We start from the raw sequence: 18,580 nt of genomic DNA on the forward strand, positions 1-18,580 counted from the left end.
ATAAAAAAGCGCTAAGCCGCAGGCAGATAATAGTAGCGTTGCCATAAGGCTTGATAACGGTCAGACTCTTGCTGCCATTTTTGCTCATCCCAGCCTAGCTCCTGCTGACATATTTGCTTGACTCGCTGACTGATTAGCGGGGTCATCGCACCATTGGGCAATATAAGACCCAAGCGCGTGCGTCGTAGTAATAAATCATCCAAATGAATAACCTGCTCATAGCGAGCAGCAAAGCGAATCTCCGCCCAAATGGTATTGCTATCAGTCACATAAGCCAAGTCATCGTCATGAGCCAGCTCTAGCAAAGTATCGAGCTGTAGGCCATAAAAACCTTTTAAGCGCTGTTGTAATGGTAGCGGCAGGGCAGTAAATTTAGGGTTGGTTGAGGTTTGCTTGCTAAAAACTTGGCTGCTATATAATACATTATCTTGAGTAGCTGATTCATCGAGTTCGAGTACCTTTTGACAGACTTTTAGTACATCAAGGGCGATTAGGCGAAAGGTGGTTAATTTGCCACCGCTTACAGTGACCAGATTATTATCCAACCAGACGCTATGATCGCGTTTTTCCTTACTAGGACTGACGCGCTTACCATCATTGCCATCAGAAATCAGTGGACGCACGCCTGCCCATGAGCTGATGACATCCTTGCGGCTAATATCTACATCATCAAAAAGATCATTGGTCGCGGTCAACAGATAGTCCACCTCGGCATTGGTAATGCCGACTTCTGTATCATCTAAGGGTGGATGGTCCAAATCAGTAGTACCAAGAACGGTTCGGTTCTCCCACGGAAAGACAAAGATTGCTCTTTTATCGACAGGATGCAAAAAGGTATAGGCTTGATTGAGCGGTAGGCGCTCTTGACTGACTACCAAATGACTGCCACGCGATGGACGAATTTGCTTATGAAAGGTTTGTTCCGTTTGCTGACTGGCTTGCATCCGTAACGTATCTGCCCAAGCGCCCGTGGCACTGACCACGACTTTGGCCTGAACGTCGTAAGTATGGGTGCTATGTTGGGGAGAGGTGTCTTTTAGAGTAGCCCCCACCACTAAGCCTTGTTCAGTGGTTATGAGTGATTCTGCTTTAAGATAGTTAATCGCGTGCGCGCCATCATGAATAGCTTCGTCCAATACCCGCATCACGAGCCGTGAGTCATCGGTCACGGCATCACTAAATTGACTGGCACCCAAAAACTTATCTTGTTTAATATGAGGGTTAAGGCTAAGAAAGGCGTCTTTTTTAAAGTACTTAAAGTAGTGCTTACCCGCGAGCTTATCATATACCCTAAGTAGATTATTAAATATCCATGGCGGTGGAAACTTGCCTTTGTAATGGGGCATGACATAGTGCATCTCATTAACGAGGCCACTTGCTTCATTCAGCATGCGTTCACGCTCGCGTACGCTGTGCAGTGTCGTCTTGAAATCGCCCGAGGCAATGTAACGTAGCCCGCCATGTACCATTTTGCTTGAGCGGCTGGAGGTGCCCCAAGCGAAGTCTTTTTGCTCAATTAATAGTACTGCTAAGCCGCGTCTTGCTGCTTCGCGAGCAATACCAGCACCAGTGATCCCGCCACCGATAATGAGCATATCCCATGGTTCAGAACGAGACAGTGGTGCTAATGCTTGCTGGCGTTGTTGATATTGATTAGCTCGGTTCATAGACGACTCATTTTAATTGTTACTTAATTTCAACTATGTATGTTATCCAAATAATCTAATTCATAGTCGTTACTAAATAAAATAAATACACTATATTATAATGCGCGACTGGTATTAATTTTCCTTGCGTGCTGTGCCTACGCCGACAGAGGCTGCGAAAAATCAATGCCAGCCGCGCTGTAACGCTCTTAAACCAAACTATAGTCAATTCCAAATAAAACAGACACGTTATGTTCCAACGCAGTACTGGTATAAATTTTTCTGGCGTGCTGTGACTACGCTGACAGAGGCTGCGTAAAATTCATCCCAGTCCTACTGTATCGCTTTAATACTGAACTCACTATAACTATAAACAAGGTTTTTGAATAAAGTTATTATTCAATCAAAACACCCGGATTCATACGCTGCTCAGGGTCCAGACTTTTAAGCATATCACGGGTAACCTGAATACCTAGCTTACCCTTTTCAGCAGTGAGGTAAGGGGCATGGTCACGACCGACACCATGCTGGTGCGATATTGTCGCTTTACCATTTGCCAGACTTGAGCTGGCAGCATGCTTGATTTTTTGCCAGCGACTTAAGGTACTGGCGTGATCTTGTGCCGCTCTAAAGAAATAGGTGGTATAAAGGCTAGCACCTTGCTTATAAACATGTGAGATATGAGTAAAAGCCATCACGGCTTCGCCTTCGTCTGCCAGTGCAGTTTGCACCGCTGCTTGCATCTGCTGCATTTGCTCGTCGATATTATACCAATTGGTCGCGGTCTCAAAGGTATCGACCATGATGCCTTTCTCCCATAAAGTACCGCGCAAATATGGAAATTTAAAACGCCCGTGTGCCCAGATATTGCCCATCAGATTGGCAAGCTTGCCGCTGATACCACCATGCTGCTTTAACAGATTTTTAAACTGCGTCAGTGCCAGCGCATTCTGTGCTTTATCGCCTGTTACCCCATAAGTCAGCATGACTTTTTGTGAACCTAATCCGCGAGCTTTTAGATAGGTGTTGATTGCCAAAAATTGACTGGGCGTCGTGCCTAAATGTAGATGAGTATCAGTCTCGACCGCATTGCTTAGGCGTAGCATGGATAAGCGAATATTACTCTGCACGGCTTGTCTAAGCACTTCTTTACCCGCTTCCCAATTTGGCAAAAATACCACTTTGAATAGCTCTTCTTCCGGTTGCGACTGCACGCGCATTTTGACTTCGGTAAAAATACCGGCGCGACCTTCAGTGCCCATCATCATTTCACGCAGATCAGGCCCTGCTGCTGACGCTGGAATATCAGCGATATTGAGTACCCCTAGAGGCGTGACCAAAGTACCACCAGCAAACATCTGCTCGATACGTCCGTAACCCAATGACTGCTGACCGCTAGAGCGTGCTGCAATCCAGCCGCCAAGCGTCGATAATTCCCATGACTGCGGATAATGTCCTAAACGGTAACCGTGGGCATTTAATTGTGCCTCGACTGCTGGACCTTGTGTCCCTGCGCCAAAAGTAGCAATTTGGCTCTCTATATCCAAGTCAATCAGCTGATCCATCCTACTCATAGCGATAGTCAATACAGGGCGTGAACCCTTTTGCGGATTGATATGACCAGCGACTGAGGTACCACCGCCAAAAGGAATGACGATCAGGTCGTACTCGCTTGCTAGTTTTAATAAGGTTTCGACATCAGCGGTTGATTGCGGATGCGCCACGCCATCAGGAAAGACCTCAAAGTCGCCGCCGTGCATGGCTATCCAATCCGGAAAGCTCTGACCACGGGCGTGTCTGAGTCTTACTTCGTTATCGACAGATACAGTATCAAGCTCAATCATAGCAGCAGGTAAGCGTGATTTTGGAACGGTTTTGAGCACCTTTTGTAAGCTGACAGAAGACAGTTTTTTAGTTTTACCAATGTGTGACTTGATCAGTTTTGCCCCATGTGGCGAGACTTTTTTATTGATACTGATATTGCCCCAACCATTCCAGCGCGTCTGTTCTATAGGTGTGTTGACAGGTGTAGTGACGGACGTATCTATTTTTGAGAGCGTATCTAAACTGGTATTATCAATAGGAGAGGTCGTTGAGATAGAGGCAGTTTTAGACGTTTTACGCATAAAGGATTTAATTTTGCTCATAGTAAATTTAACCTATCTATTTATAATCACGGTTTGAGTGTCGCTACTGTGGCTATCTCATTGTCCATAATCAGGCAATGAGGATATTTTTTTTATCGAATTAGCATATCACAAATGATCTGATTATTTGATATATGCTAAACATTAGTAGAATCATTAAAAAATAGACAATAATAAACGTATATCTAACCGCCACTACATTCGTGAAACTTGTTAAAATAGCGCACCAATTTATTTATTGATGGACACTACGTTATGACAACTGCTGCCAACGTTCCTACTATTAAAGAAGATCGCATCTTAATTCTCGATTTTGGCTCACAGTACAGCCAGCTTATCGCCCGCCGTGTCCGTGATTCAGGTGTATTCTGTGAGATGTTCCCTTATGATATCGACACTCAGCGCATCATCGATTTTGGCGCAAAAGGCGTTATCTTATCTGGTGGTCCTGAGAGCGTCCACGCAGATGACAGCCCACGCATCAACGATGCTGTATTTGATCTAGGCGTACCAGTATTAGGTATCTGCTATGGTATGCAAGCGATGGCAGAGCGTTTCGGTGGTAAAGTTCACGCCAGTGATATCCATGAATTTGGCGCAGCAACCATCAATATCGATGGCAAATCAACGCTGACTGATGGTATCGAAGACGCAGCAGCGAAGCTAAATGTCTGGATGAGTCATGGCGATAAAGTGGTCGATGCCCCACAAGGCTTCGATATCGTTGCCAGCACGCCAAGCTGCCCGATTGCGATCATGGCAGATGATTCGCGCCATTATTATGGTTTGCAGTTCCATCCTGAAGTGACGCATACCGCACAAGGTCAGGCATTGCTAGGACGTTTTGTCCATCAAATCTGTGACTGCGCGGGTAGCTGGACGCCTGATAACATCATCGATATGCGTATTGAGCAACTCAAAAAGCAAATCGGTGATAAGCAAGTGTTACTAGGTCTTTCAGGTGGCGTAGATAGCTCAGTCGTCGCAGCATTGTTGCATAAAGCCATTGGCGACCAATTAACGTGTGTATTTGTCGATACGGGTCTCTTGCGTCTACACGAAGGCGACCAAGTGATGCAAATCTTCGCTGAAAACATGGGCGTAAAAGTCATTCGTGTCGATGCTGAAGAGTTATTCTTAACGGCATTGGCTGGCGAGTCTGATCCTGAAGCCAAGCGTAAAATCATCGGTAAAACCTTTATCGATGTATTTGCTAATAGTGCCCGTGAAGTCAGCGAGCAGAGCGATGGTAAAGTCATCGAATTCTTAGCGCAAGGCACGATTTATCCAGACGTGATTGAATCAGCGAAGTCGCATCAAGGTAAAGCCCACGTCATTAAGAGCCATCATAATGTTGGCGGTTTGCCCGATGATTTGGCGTTTGAATTGGTTGAGCCGTTACGTGATTTGTTTAAAGATGAAGTGCGTAAATTGGGTATTACCTTAGGTTTACCAGCTAAAATGATTAACCGCCATCCGTTCCCAGGACCGGGTTTGGGCGTGCGTATTTTGGGCGAAGTCACCAAAGAATTTGCTGATATCCTACGCTCTGCTGACGCGATATTTATGGAAGAGTTAGAACGCTCAGGCTGGTATGAGAAGACCGCGCAAGCATTTGCGGTATTCCAACCGATCAAATCGGTCGGCGTGGTCGGTGATGGTCGCCGTTATGCGTGGGTGATTGCGCTACGTGCCGTTGAAACTGTTGACTTTATGACCGCACGCTTTGCTCATCTGCCGTATGATCTGATTGAAACGGTATCGAATCGTATTATGAATGAAATCGCGGAAGTATCACGCGTGACTTATGATGTATCGAGCAAGCCACCAGCGACGATTGAGTGGGAATAATATCCTATTTATTTTTTAGCTGATGTAAAGAAACACTCAACTTGGTTGGGTGTTTTTTTATATATAGAATTTAATTCAGGAAGGTTAAATTCTATATATAATAAATAAAAAAGAATGCCATTAAATAATTGGAAAATGAGAAGCATAAGATGAAAAGCTTGGAACTCACTGTTGAAGACATTACATCATTGAATGATGGCGACTTAAGAGAACTAATTGGACGCTTGTGCGAAGCTGAGTTTTTGCAGCAGCAATTGCCCTTAGCTGATGTAACTTGGGGAGGCGCACAGGAAGCAGCCGATGGCGGACTTGATGTGAGCGTTGATAGTAATAGCCGATTAAGTCAACCTAACTTTATACCAAGAAACTGTACCGGCTTTCAAGTCAAAAAGCATTCGATGGGGAAGGCAGCTTGTCATAAAGAAATGTTAGATGGGACTAATCCTAAACCGATTTTGTCAGAGATTGCTGATAAAAAAGGCGCTTATATCATTGTCAGTGGTAAAGATGATTGTTCCGATAAGATGCTGAAAGATCGCTTAGCCAGTATGCAAGAAGCTGTCGGCTCTCTAACTAACAAAGATGATTTAAAGCTCGACTTCTATGGTCGAAGTCGCATCTTGTCATGGTTGCATATTTACCCAAGTGTGACTCTATGGGTTCGCCAAATAATTGGTAAACCCTTATCTGGTTGGACATCATTTGGTAGATGGGCTGCAACACCGATCGCTGTAGAAGATGATTTTATTACTGATGATCATCGTTGTATAAGCGATAGTAGTTCAGGTAATCAAAACTCGTTAACAGTACTTGAAGGTATTAATGTAGTTAGAGAAAAGCTTCACTCTAGTGGTAGTGCTATTCGTATTACAGGCCTTTCAGGCGTCGGTAAAACTCGGTTTGCTCAAGCTTTATTTGAATCAGAAGTTGGAAATGAGCCTCTTCCATATACTAATACGATTTATGCAGATTTAGGTAATGATCTAGCCCCTTCAGCATCGGAAATGATTGACTATCTTATTGCTAACGATAGCGATACTTACATCATTCTTGACAACTGCCCTCCTGAAGTTCATCGAACCTTACAGAAAAAAGTAATGGCAAGTAACACGCAGATCAAACTGCTATCAATTGAATATGATATTTCTACTGACAAACCAGAAGAAACTCATGTTATACATATTGAACCAGCTAGTGAAGGTACGGTATCACTACTTTTGCAAAGGCGCTTTCCTAAATTAAACAAAACGAACTCCGATAAAATTGCAGAGTTTTCTGGAGGTAATGCAAGAGTTGCTTTAGCTTTAGCTGATCAAGTAGATATTAACGAAAATTTAAGTCAATTATCAGATGAAGAGTTATTTAAGAGACTTTTTCACCAGAGAAAACAAGTAGATGTTAGTCTTTTAGAAAGTGCAGAAACACTCTCTCTAATTTACTCTTTTGACATTTCAAATGAAAATAATGAACTGCTAGCGTTAGGTCGTATTTCAGGTATCGAAAGTAAGACCCTGTACCGTCACCAAGCAGAGTTACTTAGACGGCATATTGCTCAAAAGCGTGGTAATTGGCGGGCTGTCCTTCCTCATGCCATTTCTAACAAACTTGCTAGACGTGCATTCGAAAACCTTCCCATATCTCAGATTAATGCTGAGCTATTTAAAGAAGAAAATGAGCGCTTATTTATGTCTTGTGCTCATAGAATCAGTTATTTGCATGACAGCTTAGAAGCTCAAGGACTAGCTGAAAGTTGGATACAAGAAGATGCGCCATTATATAATCCCTCTACATATAGTCCTATTCACCTAAAATGTTTTAGCTATATTGCTACCGTTATTCCTCAGGCAGCACTCTCTATACTCGAACAAGCTTGCCAAAACGCTGAGTTTGCCTCTCGAAATAACCCTAACTTTAATCAGTTTGTTGGGCTCTTACGTCAACTTGCTTACGATGATGAGTATTTCAATCGTGCTGCCAACCTTTTACTTAAGTTTGCTGAGACTGAGAAACATGGTGAGAGAAACAATAGCATTGTTAACTGGATGGAAAACTTATTTTCTTTGTATTTATCAGGGACAGAAGCGACACCGAGTAAACGACAAGCATTTATTAGAGATCTTTTTCAATCATCTAATCCCAGATACTATGAGATTGCAAAGGTGCTACTCAATAAAGCCTTGCAGACATCTTCTTGGCATTCATTTGGTTCATTTGAATTTGGGGCGCGCAAAAGAGGAATGGGGTGGCAACCTTCTAATCAGGAAGAATGGAGGGACTGGTATTCTGGCTTGATAGATATTTTACAAGAGTTATTGCAGTCAGATGATACTGTACATATTGATATAGCAAAACAGCTCATTGTCTCCAATTTTAACGGACTTTGGATTAGTTCTGGATGTTGTAGCAAGCTTGAGGATATTGTTAGAAACTATGCACGAGATGGGGTTTGGCCTAAGCTATGGAAAGAAATTAAAAGTACTATAGATAATCTAACAGGTGAGTCCAATAGTAAATCACTTATTCGTTTGGAAATGCTAGAAAAAATTGCTGTTCCAAAAGACATCAATACAGAGATTCATGCCTATATATTTTCTAATACTTGGGATCATATAATATATGGCGGTAACGAAAGTCCTTCTGACCATAGAAAAGAGATTATCGCGAAAGTAAAATCCTTAGGAGAAGAAGCTGCTCAAGATACTAGTCTTATTAAAGGGCTAGGAATTGATTTGTGGCAAGAAAGATTTGATTCATTTATTCATTTTGGTGAGGGACTTGCTTTAGGAAGTTCTAACTTAGTAGAAACATTTAAGTATCTAATTAATCTTATCCAAACTATGCCAGTTGAAAGTTTGAACTCTTCTGTGCTACATGGATTTATTAAACAGGTATACGAACACGATCCTAATCTCGCACGTATTATGCAAAAGTCTGCTCTTGAGATAAGTAACCTAGAAGAACATTTTTTATACTTGCTCTGTAGTACGCCATTGGAAGAATGGAGTATCCAAAAGCTTATCGATTTAGCGACTAAGCAGGAGATTAGTGCATCTCAGTTCACGATTCTAGCCTATGGTCGTACTCATGAAGCAATAAACGACAATGAGTTATCCGAGCTATTAGATAGAATAATAAGTATGGAGCAAGGTATATATGCAGCTATAGAAATTCTCAGTATGCGTTTTTTTAGAGATAAGAAAGATACCTATCAATCAACTGCTACTATTTTTTCAGCAGGACGTAAGGTTATCAGGAAAGCAGTTTCCCTAGGTAGTTTAAGAAATTTACGCAGTCATTCTTTGAAAAGTGTAGCCAATTATTGCTTATATTCATTAGCACCTCAGAATGAAATAAGCGAATTATTAGGTTTAATCAAAGAAAATATCGAAGAGTATCGTATATCTAGTAAAGATATCGAACCACTTATGATTGTACTATTAAATAACTTTCCAGAGCTAGTGCTCGAAACCATACTATCTAATGATAATCAGCTGTCAGAACATGATTCGATTTATCAGCAATTTTTCAACCACTATGATGGAGTTTCACTCAATATAGTACCTGCTCAACGTCTTTTAGACTGGTGTAATAATGATCAGGCTAAAGTCCAACGAGTGGCAAAATTACTTAGTATATATACTCCAATAGAAGAACCGCTTTTCCCAACAGTGGATAAAAGGCCTGTTGAATTAAGCAGTCATATAAAAGCTTTTTTTCATATAGCTAAGGATAAAGACAAAATAGTTGAAATTATATATGACGAGATAATGCCAAGTGGTTGGTCAGGTTCTCTTGCAGACATTTTAGAATCAAGAGCCAAAGCTTTTTCCGAATTAAGCAACCATGCTTCTGTAGAGGTTCAGAAATTGATTGAAGAGAAATTAGCATTAGTTAATCAATGGATACAGAAAGAGAGAGAAAGAGAGGCACAAGATCATAATCAACGTGAACAACGCTTTGAGTGACTTAACATTGACGAATTACTATGATCGAAAAACATTTTTTAGAAGTAGAAAAAATGTATGTAGCAAAACTAAACTGTGTTAAAAGGCTTCATTTGAGTCTTAGTAATATAGACAGTAACCTAACAACTGACTAATAAAAATAGCAGCTCTTCATAAAAAGCGCTGCTATTATATAAAAACCCAAATTCTAAAAAAACTAACCCCGAACATTCACCACATAACGCCCGACCGTCTTACTCGCCATAAAGCGATCTAAATATTCAGGCGTTTGCTCAAGCGTAATCTCTTCGCAATAATTCTCTAAATTAGGCAACTTCATATCGGTTGCGACACGCTTCCAGATAGCCTTTTTATCTGCTAGTGGAATATAAACCGAATCGATACCCAATAATGACACCGCGCGGGTGATAAAAGGTATCACTGACATTGAAAACTCAGCGCCGCTTGCTAAACCACAACTGGTCACTGCACCGCCAGCTTTGGTTTGCTTAAGTAGGTTCGCCAAATAATCACCGCCAATCGTATCAATAGCGTTTGCCCACAGCTCGCGACCGGCAGGTTTATCTCCGACCTCGTTAATGGTATCGCGATGACGTACTTCGCTCGCACCTAGTGCTTTTAAATGCTCGCTTTGCTCTGGCTTACCAGAGAATGCAATCACGTCATAGCCGAGCTGCTTTAAGATAGCGATACTGATCGTACCGACGCCACCTGTTGCGCCAGTGACAGCAACTGGACCATCACTTGGTTTTGCGCCCATTTTCTCTAGCTTTTGGACACTGAGCGCTGCGGTTAAGCCGCCCGTGCCATAGGTCATCGCTTCTTTTAGCGTCAGCGTTTCTGGGCAAGCCAGCGCCCAGTCTGCTGGGATTGAGATCATTTGACCGAGACCGCCATCTGTATCCATACCGAGATCATAGCCGAATACCAATACTTCTTGCCCTACGGTAAACGTGCCTGATTTATCGCTAATCACGACGCCAGCGGCATCGATACCAGGGGTATGCGGGTACTGTTTGGTGATTCTTTTATTACCCGATGCCGACATCGCATCTTTGAAGTTTAGTGATGAGTAATGTACTTCGATTAATAAATCGTTTTCAGGTAAATCACTGACGCTGCGTTCTTGAATACTTTTACTAAAAGTGCCGTCAGCATGTTCTTCGACGACCAAAGCTTTAAACGTTGTTTGTTTAGACATAAGGCTATTCCTAATTGGATTTTTTATATAGATATCCATTTGCGAGTAGAGAAAAATGCTCGAAACCTTAAGATATAAAATGAATCTTAAGGTTTTAACAGTACCTTACCGTTTTTTTCTGACTGCATTTTCCCGTCAACTGCTTTTAAGATATCAGCCAAATCAAAGGTCGCTTCAACGGGCAGTTTTAAATTGCCATTGTTAGCACGCTCGATCAGCTCATCAACCAAGCGTTGCTTATTCTCAACGCTCATTTCTTGACTGATTTTACTGCCCCAAAAGCCTTTAATCGTCGCTTGTTTAAAAATAATGTGGGTTGGATTTAGCACCATTGGTTTGCCTGACATGATGCCAAACGATGCTAATGTGCCACCATGACCCAGTAATGCCAGCAGATCATTACTAGACTCACCACCGATAGAATCAACCGCAGCACTGATTTTTTCATCACCAAGGATGGCTTTTACTTGATCTTTCCAGTCGTCATCTGAGGTGTTGATATTATGCTTGATACCCAGTGCTTCTAATTCCTTGATAGCATCGCTACTTCTCACGACATTAATGGTGTTAATACCACGCGCGGCAGCTAGCATGGCGAGCGATTTGCCGACCGCGCCATTGGCAGCATTATGGATAACCCACTGACCGCTTTTTAGTTCTAAGAACTCAATCAGCATCAGCGCGCTCAGTGGCATTGCAATCAATTGTGCTGCCATTTCGTCATCTAAGCTGTCGGGCATCGGGAATACCATATCTTCCACAGCGACGAAATACTCTGCCCACGTCGCTTGTACACTGGCGGCTGCGACACGCTGACCGACTTTTAGATTCTTAACATCGCTGCCTACTGCATCGATGATACCGACCGCTTCACTACCACCGATGGCAGGCATTTCAGGTTTAAAGCCATATTGACCGCGAATGGTTAGTAGGTCATGGTTGTGGATAGAGGCGAGTATCGTTTTGACTCGGACTTCATTGGCTTTAGGCTCTGGAGTAGGGCGGTCGCTGATGCTGAGTACTTCAGTGGGTTTGCCAAAATGATCATAAGTTGCGCTACGCATGATAAATCCTTTTTTTGGTTTTTAGATATTTGTCTAAAGAAGTAAGTTGATGAGTTGATTTGCAACCATCAACAGTAACAACTCTGCTTACCAGTTATCAGTACTTGTTTGGTTAAGGAACGTTGTTATGTACTTATCGTCGTATGACTCAATAAAACTCAATCCGACTAAGCACGTGCTCTTGTACCAGATACGCACAGATATAGGCGCTCGGCCACGCAAAGACAAAGGCCAGCACCCACGAGTGCATTAATTCCATAAAGAAGCCATCGACGAACCCTACTTTAACCAGTAATAGAGCGGATGAGATAATAAGTGACATCATCAGCGCCATCAGACCGGTAAAGATAAGACGGTAGTACTTGCGCCGCGCGCGTATTCTGATAATAGGGAAGTTTGCCATAATGTTGAATTTTCCTACAGGATAATAGTGAGTCTCAATGAACGATGATGAATAGCATTATGAGGCGTCGTTATTGACTATCATAGCGTATGCTGGTGAGTGGATAAAATCGTTGTTATTAATAGTGACGTTCGTTACATTTTAATGATCGTTATTTCTTTTCTAATAATGAGAATATTCTAAATATTGGCAAATTAAAGCTGAACTTTTGCTACGATAAGTAAGATTGAAATACATATAAAGAGTAATAGTATGGCCGTTCAAAAGCAGCGAACCTTAGGTATTATCGGCGGAATGAGTTGGGAGAGTACCCAAAGCTATTATCGGCTGATTAATGAAGGTATCAAGTCTAAGCTTGGCAACTTACATTCAGCAGACTTATGGATTCATAGTGTCGACTTTGCGCCAATTAGCGAGTTACAAGCCCAAGGCAAGTGGGAAGAGTTGGGTGATATCATGGTAAACAGTGGTAAGCGCTTACAAGCGGCTGGTGTCCAAGGTTTATTAATTGCGACCAATACCATGCATAAAGTAGCGGAGCAGGTACAAGTGGCGACGAATTTGCCACTGATACATATTGCTGATGCAACCGCAGATGCGATTAAGCAGCAAGGTTTAACCAAGATTGCCTTACTCGGTACACAATTCACCATGACTGAGGACTTTTATAAACAGCGTCTGATGGATGCGGGCGTGCAAGTGCTGATACCAGATACCGATGCGCGTGCTGAAGTTCATCGCATCATCTATGATGAGCTGTGCCAAGGACAGTTGCTTGCCATCTCACGGCAATATTATACGCAAGTGATTAATGAGTTAGCGGCACAAGGCGCTGAGGGCGCGATATTAGGCTGTACCGAGATTGGACTGTTAATTAGCCAAGCAGACAGTCCAATCCCCGTGTTTGATACCACCGCTATCCATGCAGCCGCAGCGGTACAGTTTTTATCAGATAATGAAAATTTTAGTTAAAGGTAAACCAGTTTCGGTATTTGCAGTAATAGGCAAGTATGATGAATAATGTACTCGCCCATGCTAATGAGTAAAAGCCGCCCGACTAGGCGTTATACGTGTATATATAAACCACGCCATTATCGTTTATTCTTTTTTATCACACGGAGTCTATGAAGATGAAGTCTTCTATGAAGTCGTCGATGCAACCTTGTGATACGGCGCAAAGGTGACAGCTTCCATACAGTCGTCGGTACAAGATCTCGAAACGACGCACTGGTGCCTGTATGCGCGCGAAACTCCTCAGACCTTTGCGCAGCTTCCTCTGCGGGCAAGTGTTTGCCTTTGCGCCATCCGCCGTACAAATATAGTCCTGCTCCCATCACGGCGGTTGCCACCATGCCTGCTGGAAAGGATAGCCAAAGGGCATCGGTTCCAAGTAGAGGATAAAGCCCGAAAGCAAATCCAAGACGCACTGGATACATCGAAATGACCATGACAATCAGCGGCCAAATCACATAACCGTTTGCACGCATGGTGCCAAACAAAACCTGTGCTATCCCAAAAAAGATAAAACCCCATGTCGCCATTAGCTGAATATGACGCCCAATCGGCACCGCTTCACTGTCACTGCCGAGGAAAAGTCCCAAGATAGTCTCATCAAAAATGGTCAGCAGCACAATAATAAAACCGGTCAATGCCAGATTAAAAATCAGTCCCCAGCGTGTGATCCCTGCGATTCGATGCCATTGATTGGCACCGATGTTCTGTGCAACCATTGCACTGGCCGCAGCACTTAGCGCCATTGCTGGCATCTGCACGTAGGTCCAAAGCTGCTGGGTTGCGCTATAAGCGGCTGTGGTCTGTACACCTTCGCGATTAATCAGCGATAACATTGTCAATGCTGCCGAAGAGATAACAATCATCTGCAGACCCATCGGTAACCCCTTAGAAAACATCGACTTCATGATGTCTCGGTCTGCGCGCAAAAAGCGAAGCTCCGACAACTTAAGCGTCAGCACAGAGCCACGCAGATACATAGTGACTAACATGCCAATAAGCGCTAGCATATTTGCGACGGCTGTTGCGAAAGCCGAGCCAAATATGCCCCACTCGGGAAATGGTCCTAGACCCAAAATCAGCGTCGGCGTCAAAATAAGGTCAATCACGACCGATATAATGATAAACCAAAGCGGCGTCGTCGAATCGCCCGTCCCGCGCAGTGCCATCATTATCAGCGTAAACGTAAGTGTGACGGGCATCGCAATAAAAATCATGCGCAGATAGGTTAGGGCAAGCTCTACAGCACTTGCCGGCGTGCCAAGCAGCTCAAGTAGTATCGGCGCAAATATCCACCCTACTGCCGACACTATAACGCTTATCGGAATAATACTGCCCAGCGCCGTGCCCATGGTTTTCTTAACCATAGCGTTGTCACGGCTGCCCATTGCCTGACCAATCAAAATAGTAGACGCCATACCGAAACCAAACACGAAGGAGATCAGTATAAACATCAAGATGTTGCCGTTGGCTGTCGCTGCTAACGCTTCCTCACCCAAAAATCGACCTACCCAGACAGCATTGATCGAGCCGTTTAATGACTGTAATGCCGATGACCCAAGGGTTGGTAATGCAAATAAGAGCATGGTTTTAGGGATCGAGCCTTGGGTAAGGTCACGCCGTTTACCAATGGAGGTATCTGTTTTACTCAATGTTTATCCTTTTGCAATATGCAGGGCCAACTAAACAAAAGCGCTTATCATAAACCAGAAAGCGTCTACGGTCTTTATTAGAGCTGTAACCCCTCGGCAAACGCTTTGATTATTTGCCTGTCATTTTTTTAGGCGATTGTCGAGCAACTTATAGGGAGAGAGTGTTTATTATAAGTGCTGAAACTTAAAAGATTCTTGTGCTAGGATGATGTTTCTCACTTCTTACTTCATTTTTATAGTTTTCAAAAAGGATATTTCGATGCTATTAAAACGCCTAGGTTTTGCTGCTCTACTAAGTCTTTCAATAGTTGGCTGTACCACAGCGCCCAATACCTTGGCGATAAATACCACTCAAAAGATTATTCAATATGAACGCTCAAAATCAGACCTTACGACTCAGTCATTTACGTTAAGCTCTGGCGATAAAATAGTCTATGCAGAAAACGGTAATGTCGCGGGCGAGCCTTTATTATTGATTCATGGCTTTGGCGGTAATAAAGACAACTTTACTCGTATCGCTCGGCAGTTAGAGAACTATAATCTGATCATTCCTGATTTGCTAGGCTTTGGTGACTCTAGTAAACCGATGGCGGCTGACTATCGCTCGGAGGCGCAAGCGACGCGTTTACACGAGCTACTGCAAGCTAAAGGCTTGGCATCTAACATTCATGTCGGTGGCAACTCAATGGGCGGCGCTATCAGTGTTGCTTATGCTGCGAAGTACCCTAAAGAAGTCAAAAGTCTGTGGCTGATAGATAGTGCGGGCTTTTGGTCAGTGGGTGTGCCGAAATCCTTAGAAAGTGCAACTCTTGAGAACAATCCGCTATTGGTCGATAAGAAGGAAGACTTTTATGCTATGTATGACTTTGTTATGTCTAAGCCGCCTTATATTCCTAAGTCTGTAAAAGCCGTATTCGCGCAAGAGCGTATCGCTAATAAAGCATTAGAATCCAAAATACTCGCGCAAATAGTTGAAGACAATGTTGAGCAGCGTGCCAAGGTTATCGCTGAATATAATATTCCAACACTAGTCGTTTGGGGCGAGGAAGATAAGGTCATCAAGCCTGAAACCGTGACGCTAATAAAAGAAATCATCCCACAATCACAAGTGATTACGATGCCAAAAATCGGTCATGTACCGATGATAGAAGCGGTGAAAGATACGGCGAATGATTATAAAGCGTTTCGTGAAGGGTTAAAGAACTAGTCATTTACATATGATATTTTAAGGCGTAAATGATCCAACGTTTGATTAGATATGAGCTGTAGTCAGTCCTAAATAAAAGAAATACAAACATTATAAGGTGCTACTGGTATCAATTTTTGTTGCTTACTGTGCTTACGCAGACAGAGGCTGCGAATAATTAATCCCAGTAGCACTGTATTCTTTTAAAACTGTATCTACTCTATTGTAGGCTGAGTTAAAAATCAGCCTACGTCGATCAAACTAACTCTCTCTTACCAATCGCTCTAGCAGTTCAACCGTGCGCTCTTGTCTAACCAAAGCGACACCTTGTCCTGCCCATAAAGATTGATGTTCGGCATCGCGGTTTTTGGTTGCATGGGCACGCAAAAATTTGGTCATCGCATTTAATTGTGGGTAAGGCGGTAGCTCATGCGCGCTCTCGAATTGAGCAAAATCATGCAAATAATCATTTAATAAACCACGAGCCTGTTTCCCTGAGAATAATCTGGTTAAGCGCGTCTCAGAGCTGCGTCCATCTTGACTGGCATCGAGTAGCGCTTGCTTATAAATGTCATTAATGCCGCATTTATCTGTGGTCAAAAATGCTGTTCCGATTTGCGCAAGCTCAGCACCAGCCGTTTGAACCGCTTTGATGTCCTGTCCGTTCATAATGCCACCAGCCGCGATTAAAGGAATATCGGTGCAGGCACGCGTTTGACTTATTAGCGTCAATAATCCCAATGGATCGTTTTCACTTTGCGGCAACCAACCACCGCGATGCCCACCCGCTTCGACCCCTTGCACGCATACCGCATCTGCGCCAATATCTGCCCATGCTTTTGCTTCCAATGGATGATTGGCAGTACCGACGACCCGTGTGCCTAGACTCTGCAAACGCTGCACCTGCTCAGCGCTGATAATGCCAAAGGTAAAACTGGCGACAGGAACGGGATTGTCATAGAGCACTTGTAGCTGCTCTGCAAAGCTTAGCGCTGGGTGCTTCGGTAGAGTAAATTCGATATTTTTCTCTTGATAGTAATTATTTAGCCAAGCAGGGACTTCGCTATCTAAAGCACTAGATTCATGCTCTGATAACACCATCAGATTGATCATAAAAGGACGATCGGTGAGCGATTTAATGGTGTTGATTTCACTATTTAAAACGTCTGGCGCCGTCATGCCAGCCCCCAATGACCCTAATCCACCAAACTTACTCACCGTCGCCGCCAGCTCAGGGGTGGTCGCTCCTGCCATCGGTGCTTGAACAATAGGATAGGTCAAATCAAGGGTATTCAGTAAGGTCATGACAGGCTTCCATTTTATTTTATGAGGAGGTTTGCATGACTTACTTTAGCAAAGCTAGATGGCGTGCGTGTTAGATAATGTGTATTTGGTTGCTGAATAGGAAGGTTGGATTTTGACTACAAAGTTGTAGTTAAAATATTTGACTATAAAACTGTAGTTAAGAGCTATTAACTCATATACTTGATATCGTTAAAGTATCTAATCAAAGAAAGTTGAAATAAATAATGAATAGAATCTCTCAAATTACTCGACGTGATATATTTGATATATTAAGTATAGAAGATATATGGTGGGCAGGAAAGCTAGATGAAACGGAATTTTTATCTAGGCTTTACGATTTGGAAAGTATGCCTTCAAAAGACCCTAGGTTTTCGAACGCAGCAGGTGATATCTGGCAACACAGATTTAATAACAATGATTGGGAGGACAACTGGGTCTTTAATGATGAAAGGTTTAATTTGTTAAAATGTGAAGATGCTTCTTTTCTAAACTTTTTATGTGAAATGATACATCCCGTAGTAAGGGGACACTTACATGAAGTGGAGAAAATTCACAATATATTCAATGAGAGCCTAAGTAATGATGGGTTCGAAATTGTCGAGAGAACACGTATCTCTAATAAACCAGTTTTTAGTGGGAGAATAAAGTATACAGGCAAAGCATCAATCGAGAAAAAAGGTAACGAAATCAAAATTATTTTTAATGCTGATTATGTTTCCCAGCAGATTAATCTAATGGAATCATCAATTGAAACTTCTCCTTATCAGGCTATAGGAATAGCGAAAGAGTTGATTGAAACTGCCTGTAAATCCATATTCAAAAGTAGGCAAGAAGAATGCAATAAAAACTGGGACTTATCTAAATTGATGAGAGAGACTACAAAGCTACTTAAACTTACTCCTGATGATATATCTAACGAAGCAAAAGCAGCAAGTTCAATAAGACAAATTTTAGGTAGCTTATCCTCCGTAGTTCAAGGAATTGCAGAAGTTAGAAATGAATATGGCAGTGGTCATGGCAAAGATAGCGAGTTTAAAGGTTTACAACCTAGGCACGCTAAGTTAGCAGTCGGAGCAGCCTCTACTTTAGCTATATATTTATTGGAAACACACGAAATTAGAAAAGATAATTAAAATTTAGTTTCTAAAG

General features: G+C 42.7%; 12 protein-coding genes. 5 read left to right on the forward strand and 7 right to left on the reverse strand.

Annotation, left to right across the window (positions count from 1 at the left end; translation table 11 throughout):
* Positions 1–11 precede the first annotated feature (11 nt).
* Both JMX89_RS00075 and JMX89_RS00080 read right to left on the reverse strand, forming a co-directional pair.
* The gene (locus tag JMX89_RS00075; RefSeq protein WP_201530619.1) at positions 12–1,667 is read right to left on the reverse strand and encodes a glycerol-3-phosphate dehydrogenase/oxidase; all 1,656 of its coding nucleotides are present in this window, start codon (positions 1,665–1,667) and stop codon (positions 12–14) included.
* 374 nt (positions 1,668–2,041) lie between these two features.
* Positions 2,042–3,793: an FAD-binding oxidoreductase gene (locus tag JMX89_RS00080; protein WP_201550408.1), complete on the reverse strand. Its 1,752-nt coding sequence runs from the start codon at positions 3,791–3,793 to the stop codon at positions 2,042–2,044.
* Between the two features lie 255 nt (positions 3,794–4,048).
* Here JMX89_RS00080 and guaA point away from each other — a divergent pair, with 255 nt between their 5' ends.
* Entirely contained in the window at positions 4,049–5,644 is a 1,596-nt protein-coding gene (gene guaA, locus JMX89_RS00085; protein WP_201530617.1) for a glutamine-hydrolyzing GMP synthase, read from the forward strand.
* Positions 5,645–5,793: 149 nt separating this feature from the next.
* Positions 5,794–9,609: a hypothetical protein gene (locus JMX89_RS00090; protein WP_201530616.1), complete on the forward strand. Its 3,816-nt coding sequence runs from the start codon at positions 5,794–5,796 to the stop codon at positions 9,607–9,609.
* Positions 9,610–9,805: 196 nt separating this feature from the next.
* On the opposite strand, the gene JMX89_RS00095 is transcribed toward JMX89_RS00090, so the two are convergent.
* The 3 genes from JMX89_RS00095 to JMX89_RS00105 all read right to left on the reverse strand — a co-directional run bounded on the left by JMX89_RS00095 (position 9,806) and on the right by JMX89_RS00105 (position 12,277).
* Complete coding sequence (locus JMX89_RS00095; RefSeq protein ID WP_201550410.1) at positions 9,806–10,810, reverse strand: oxidoreductase; 1,005 nt, start codon at positions 10,808–10,810, stop codon at positions 9,806–9,808.
* Positions 10,811–10,896: 86 nt separating this feature from the next.
* Positions 10,897–11,874, reverse strand: a complete 978-nt coding sequence (locus tag JMX89_RS00100) for a zinc-binding dehydrogenase (protein WP_201550412.1) — start codon at positions 11,872–11,874, stop codon at positions 10,897–10,899.
* Between the two features lie 148 nt (positions 11,875–12,022).
* Entirely contained in the window at positions 12,023–12,277 is a 255-nt protein-coding gene (locus JMX89_RS00105; RefSeq protein ID WP_011512396.1) for a DUF2798 domain-containing protein, read from the reverse strand.
* Positions 12,278–12,529: 252 nt separating this feature from the next.
* Between JMX89_RS00105 and JMX89_RS00110 the strand changes: the two genes are divergently transcribed.
* Entirely contained in the window at positions 12,530–13,249 is a 720-nt protein-coding gene (locus JMX89_RS00110) for an aspartate/glutamate racemase family protein (RefSeq protein WP_201550415.1), read from the forward strand.
* Positions 13,250–13,368: 119 nt separating this feature from the next.
* Here the strand turns inward: JMX89_RS00110 and JMX89_RS00115 are convergent, their stop codons facing one another.
* Entirely contained in the window at positions 13,369–14,940 is a 1,572-nt protein-coding gene (locus JMX89_RS00115; protein WP_201550417.1) for an MATE family efflux transporter, read from the reverse strand.
* 259 nt (positions 14,941–15,199) lie between these two features.
* Here JMX89_RS00115 and JMX89_RS00120 point away from each other — a divergent pair, with 259 nt between their 5' ends.
* The gene (locus JMX89_RS00120; protein ID WP_149409085.1) at positions 15,200–16,147 is read left to right on the forward strand and encodes an alpha/beta fold hydrolase; all 948 of its coding nucleotides are present in this window, start codon (positions 15,200–15,202) and stop codon (positions 16,145–16,147) included.
* A 240-nt stretch (positions 16,148–16,387) separates the two neighbouring features.
* On the opposite strand, the gene JMX89_RS00125 is transcribed toward JMX89_RS00120, so the two are convergent.
* Entirely contained in the window at positions 16,388–17,431 is a 1,044-nt protein-coding gene (locus JMX89_RS00125; protein WP_201530610.1) for an NAD(P)H-dependent flavin oxidoreductase, read from the reverse strand.
* Positions 17,432–17,655: 224 nt separating this feature from the next.
* Here JMX89_RS00125 and JMX89_RS00130 point away from each other — a divergent pair, with 224 nt between their 5' ends.
* Positions 17,656–18,564: an abortive infection family protein gene (locus JMX89_RS00130; RefSeq protein ID WP_201550419.1), complete on the forward strand. Its 909-nt coding sequence runs from the start codon at positions 17,656–17,658 to the stop codon at positions 18,562–18,564.
* Positions 18,565–18,580: the final 16 nt, after the last annotated feature.

It is taken from the genome of Psychrobacter sp. DD43, from assembly GCF_904846555.1.
GTDB classification, from domain to species: domain Bacteria; phylum Pseudomonadota; class Gammaproteobacteria; order Pseudomonadales; family Moraxellaceae; genus Psychrobacter; species Psychrobacter cryohalolentis.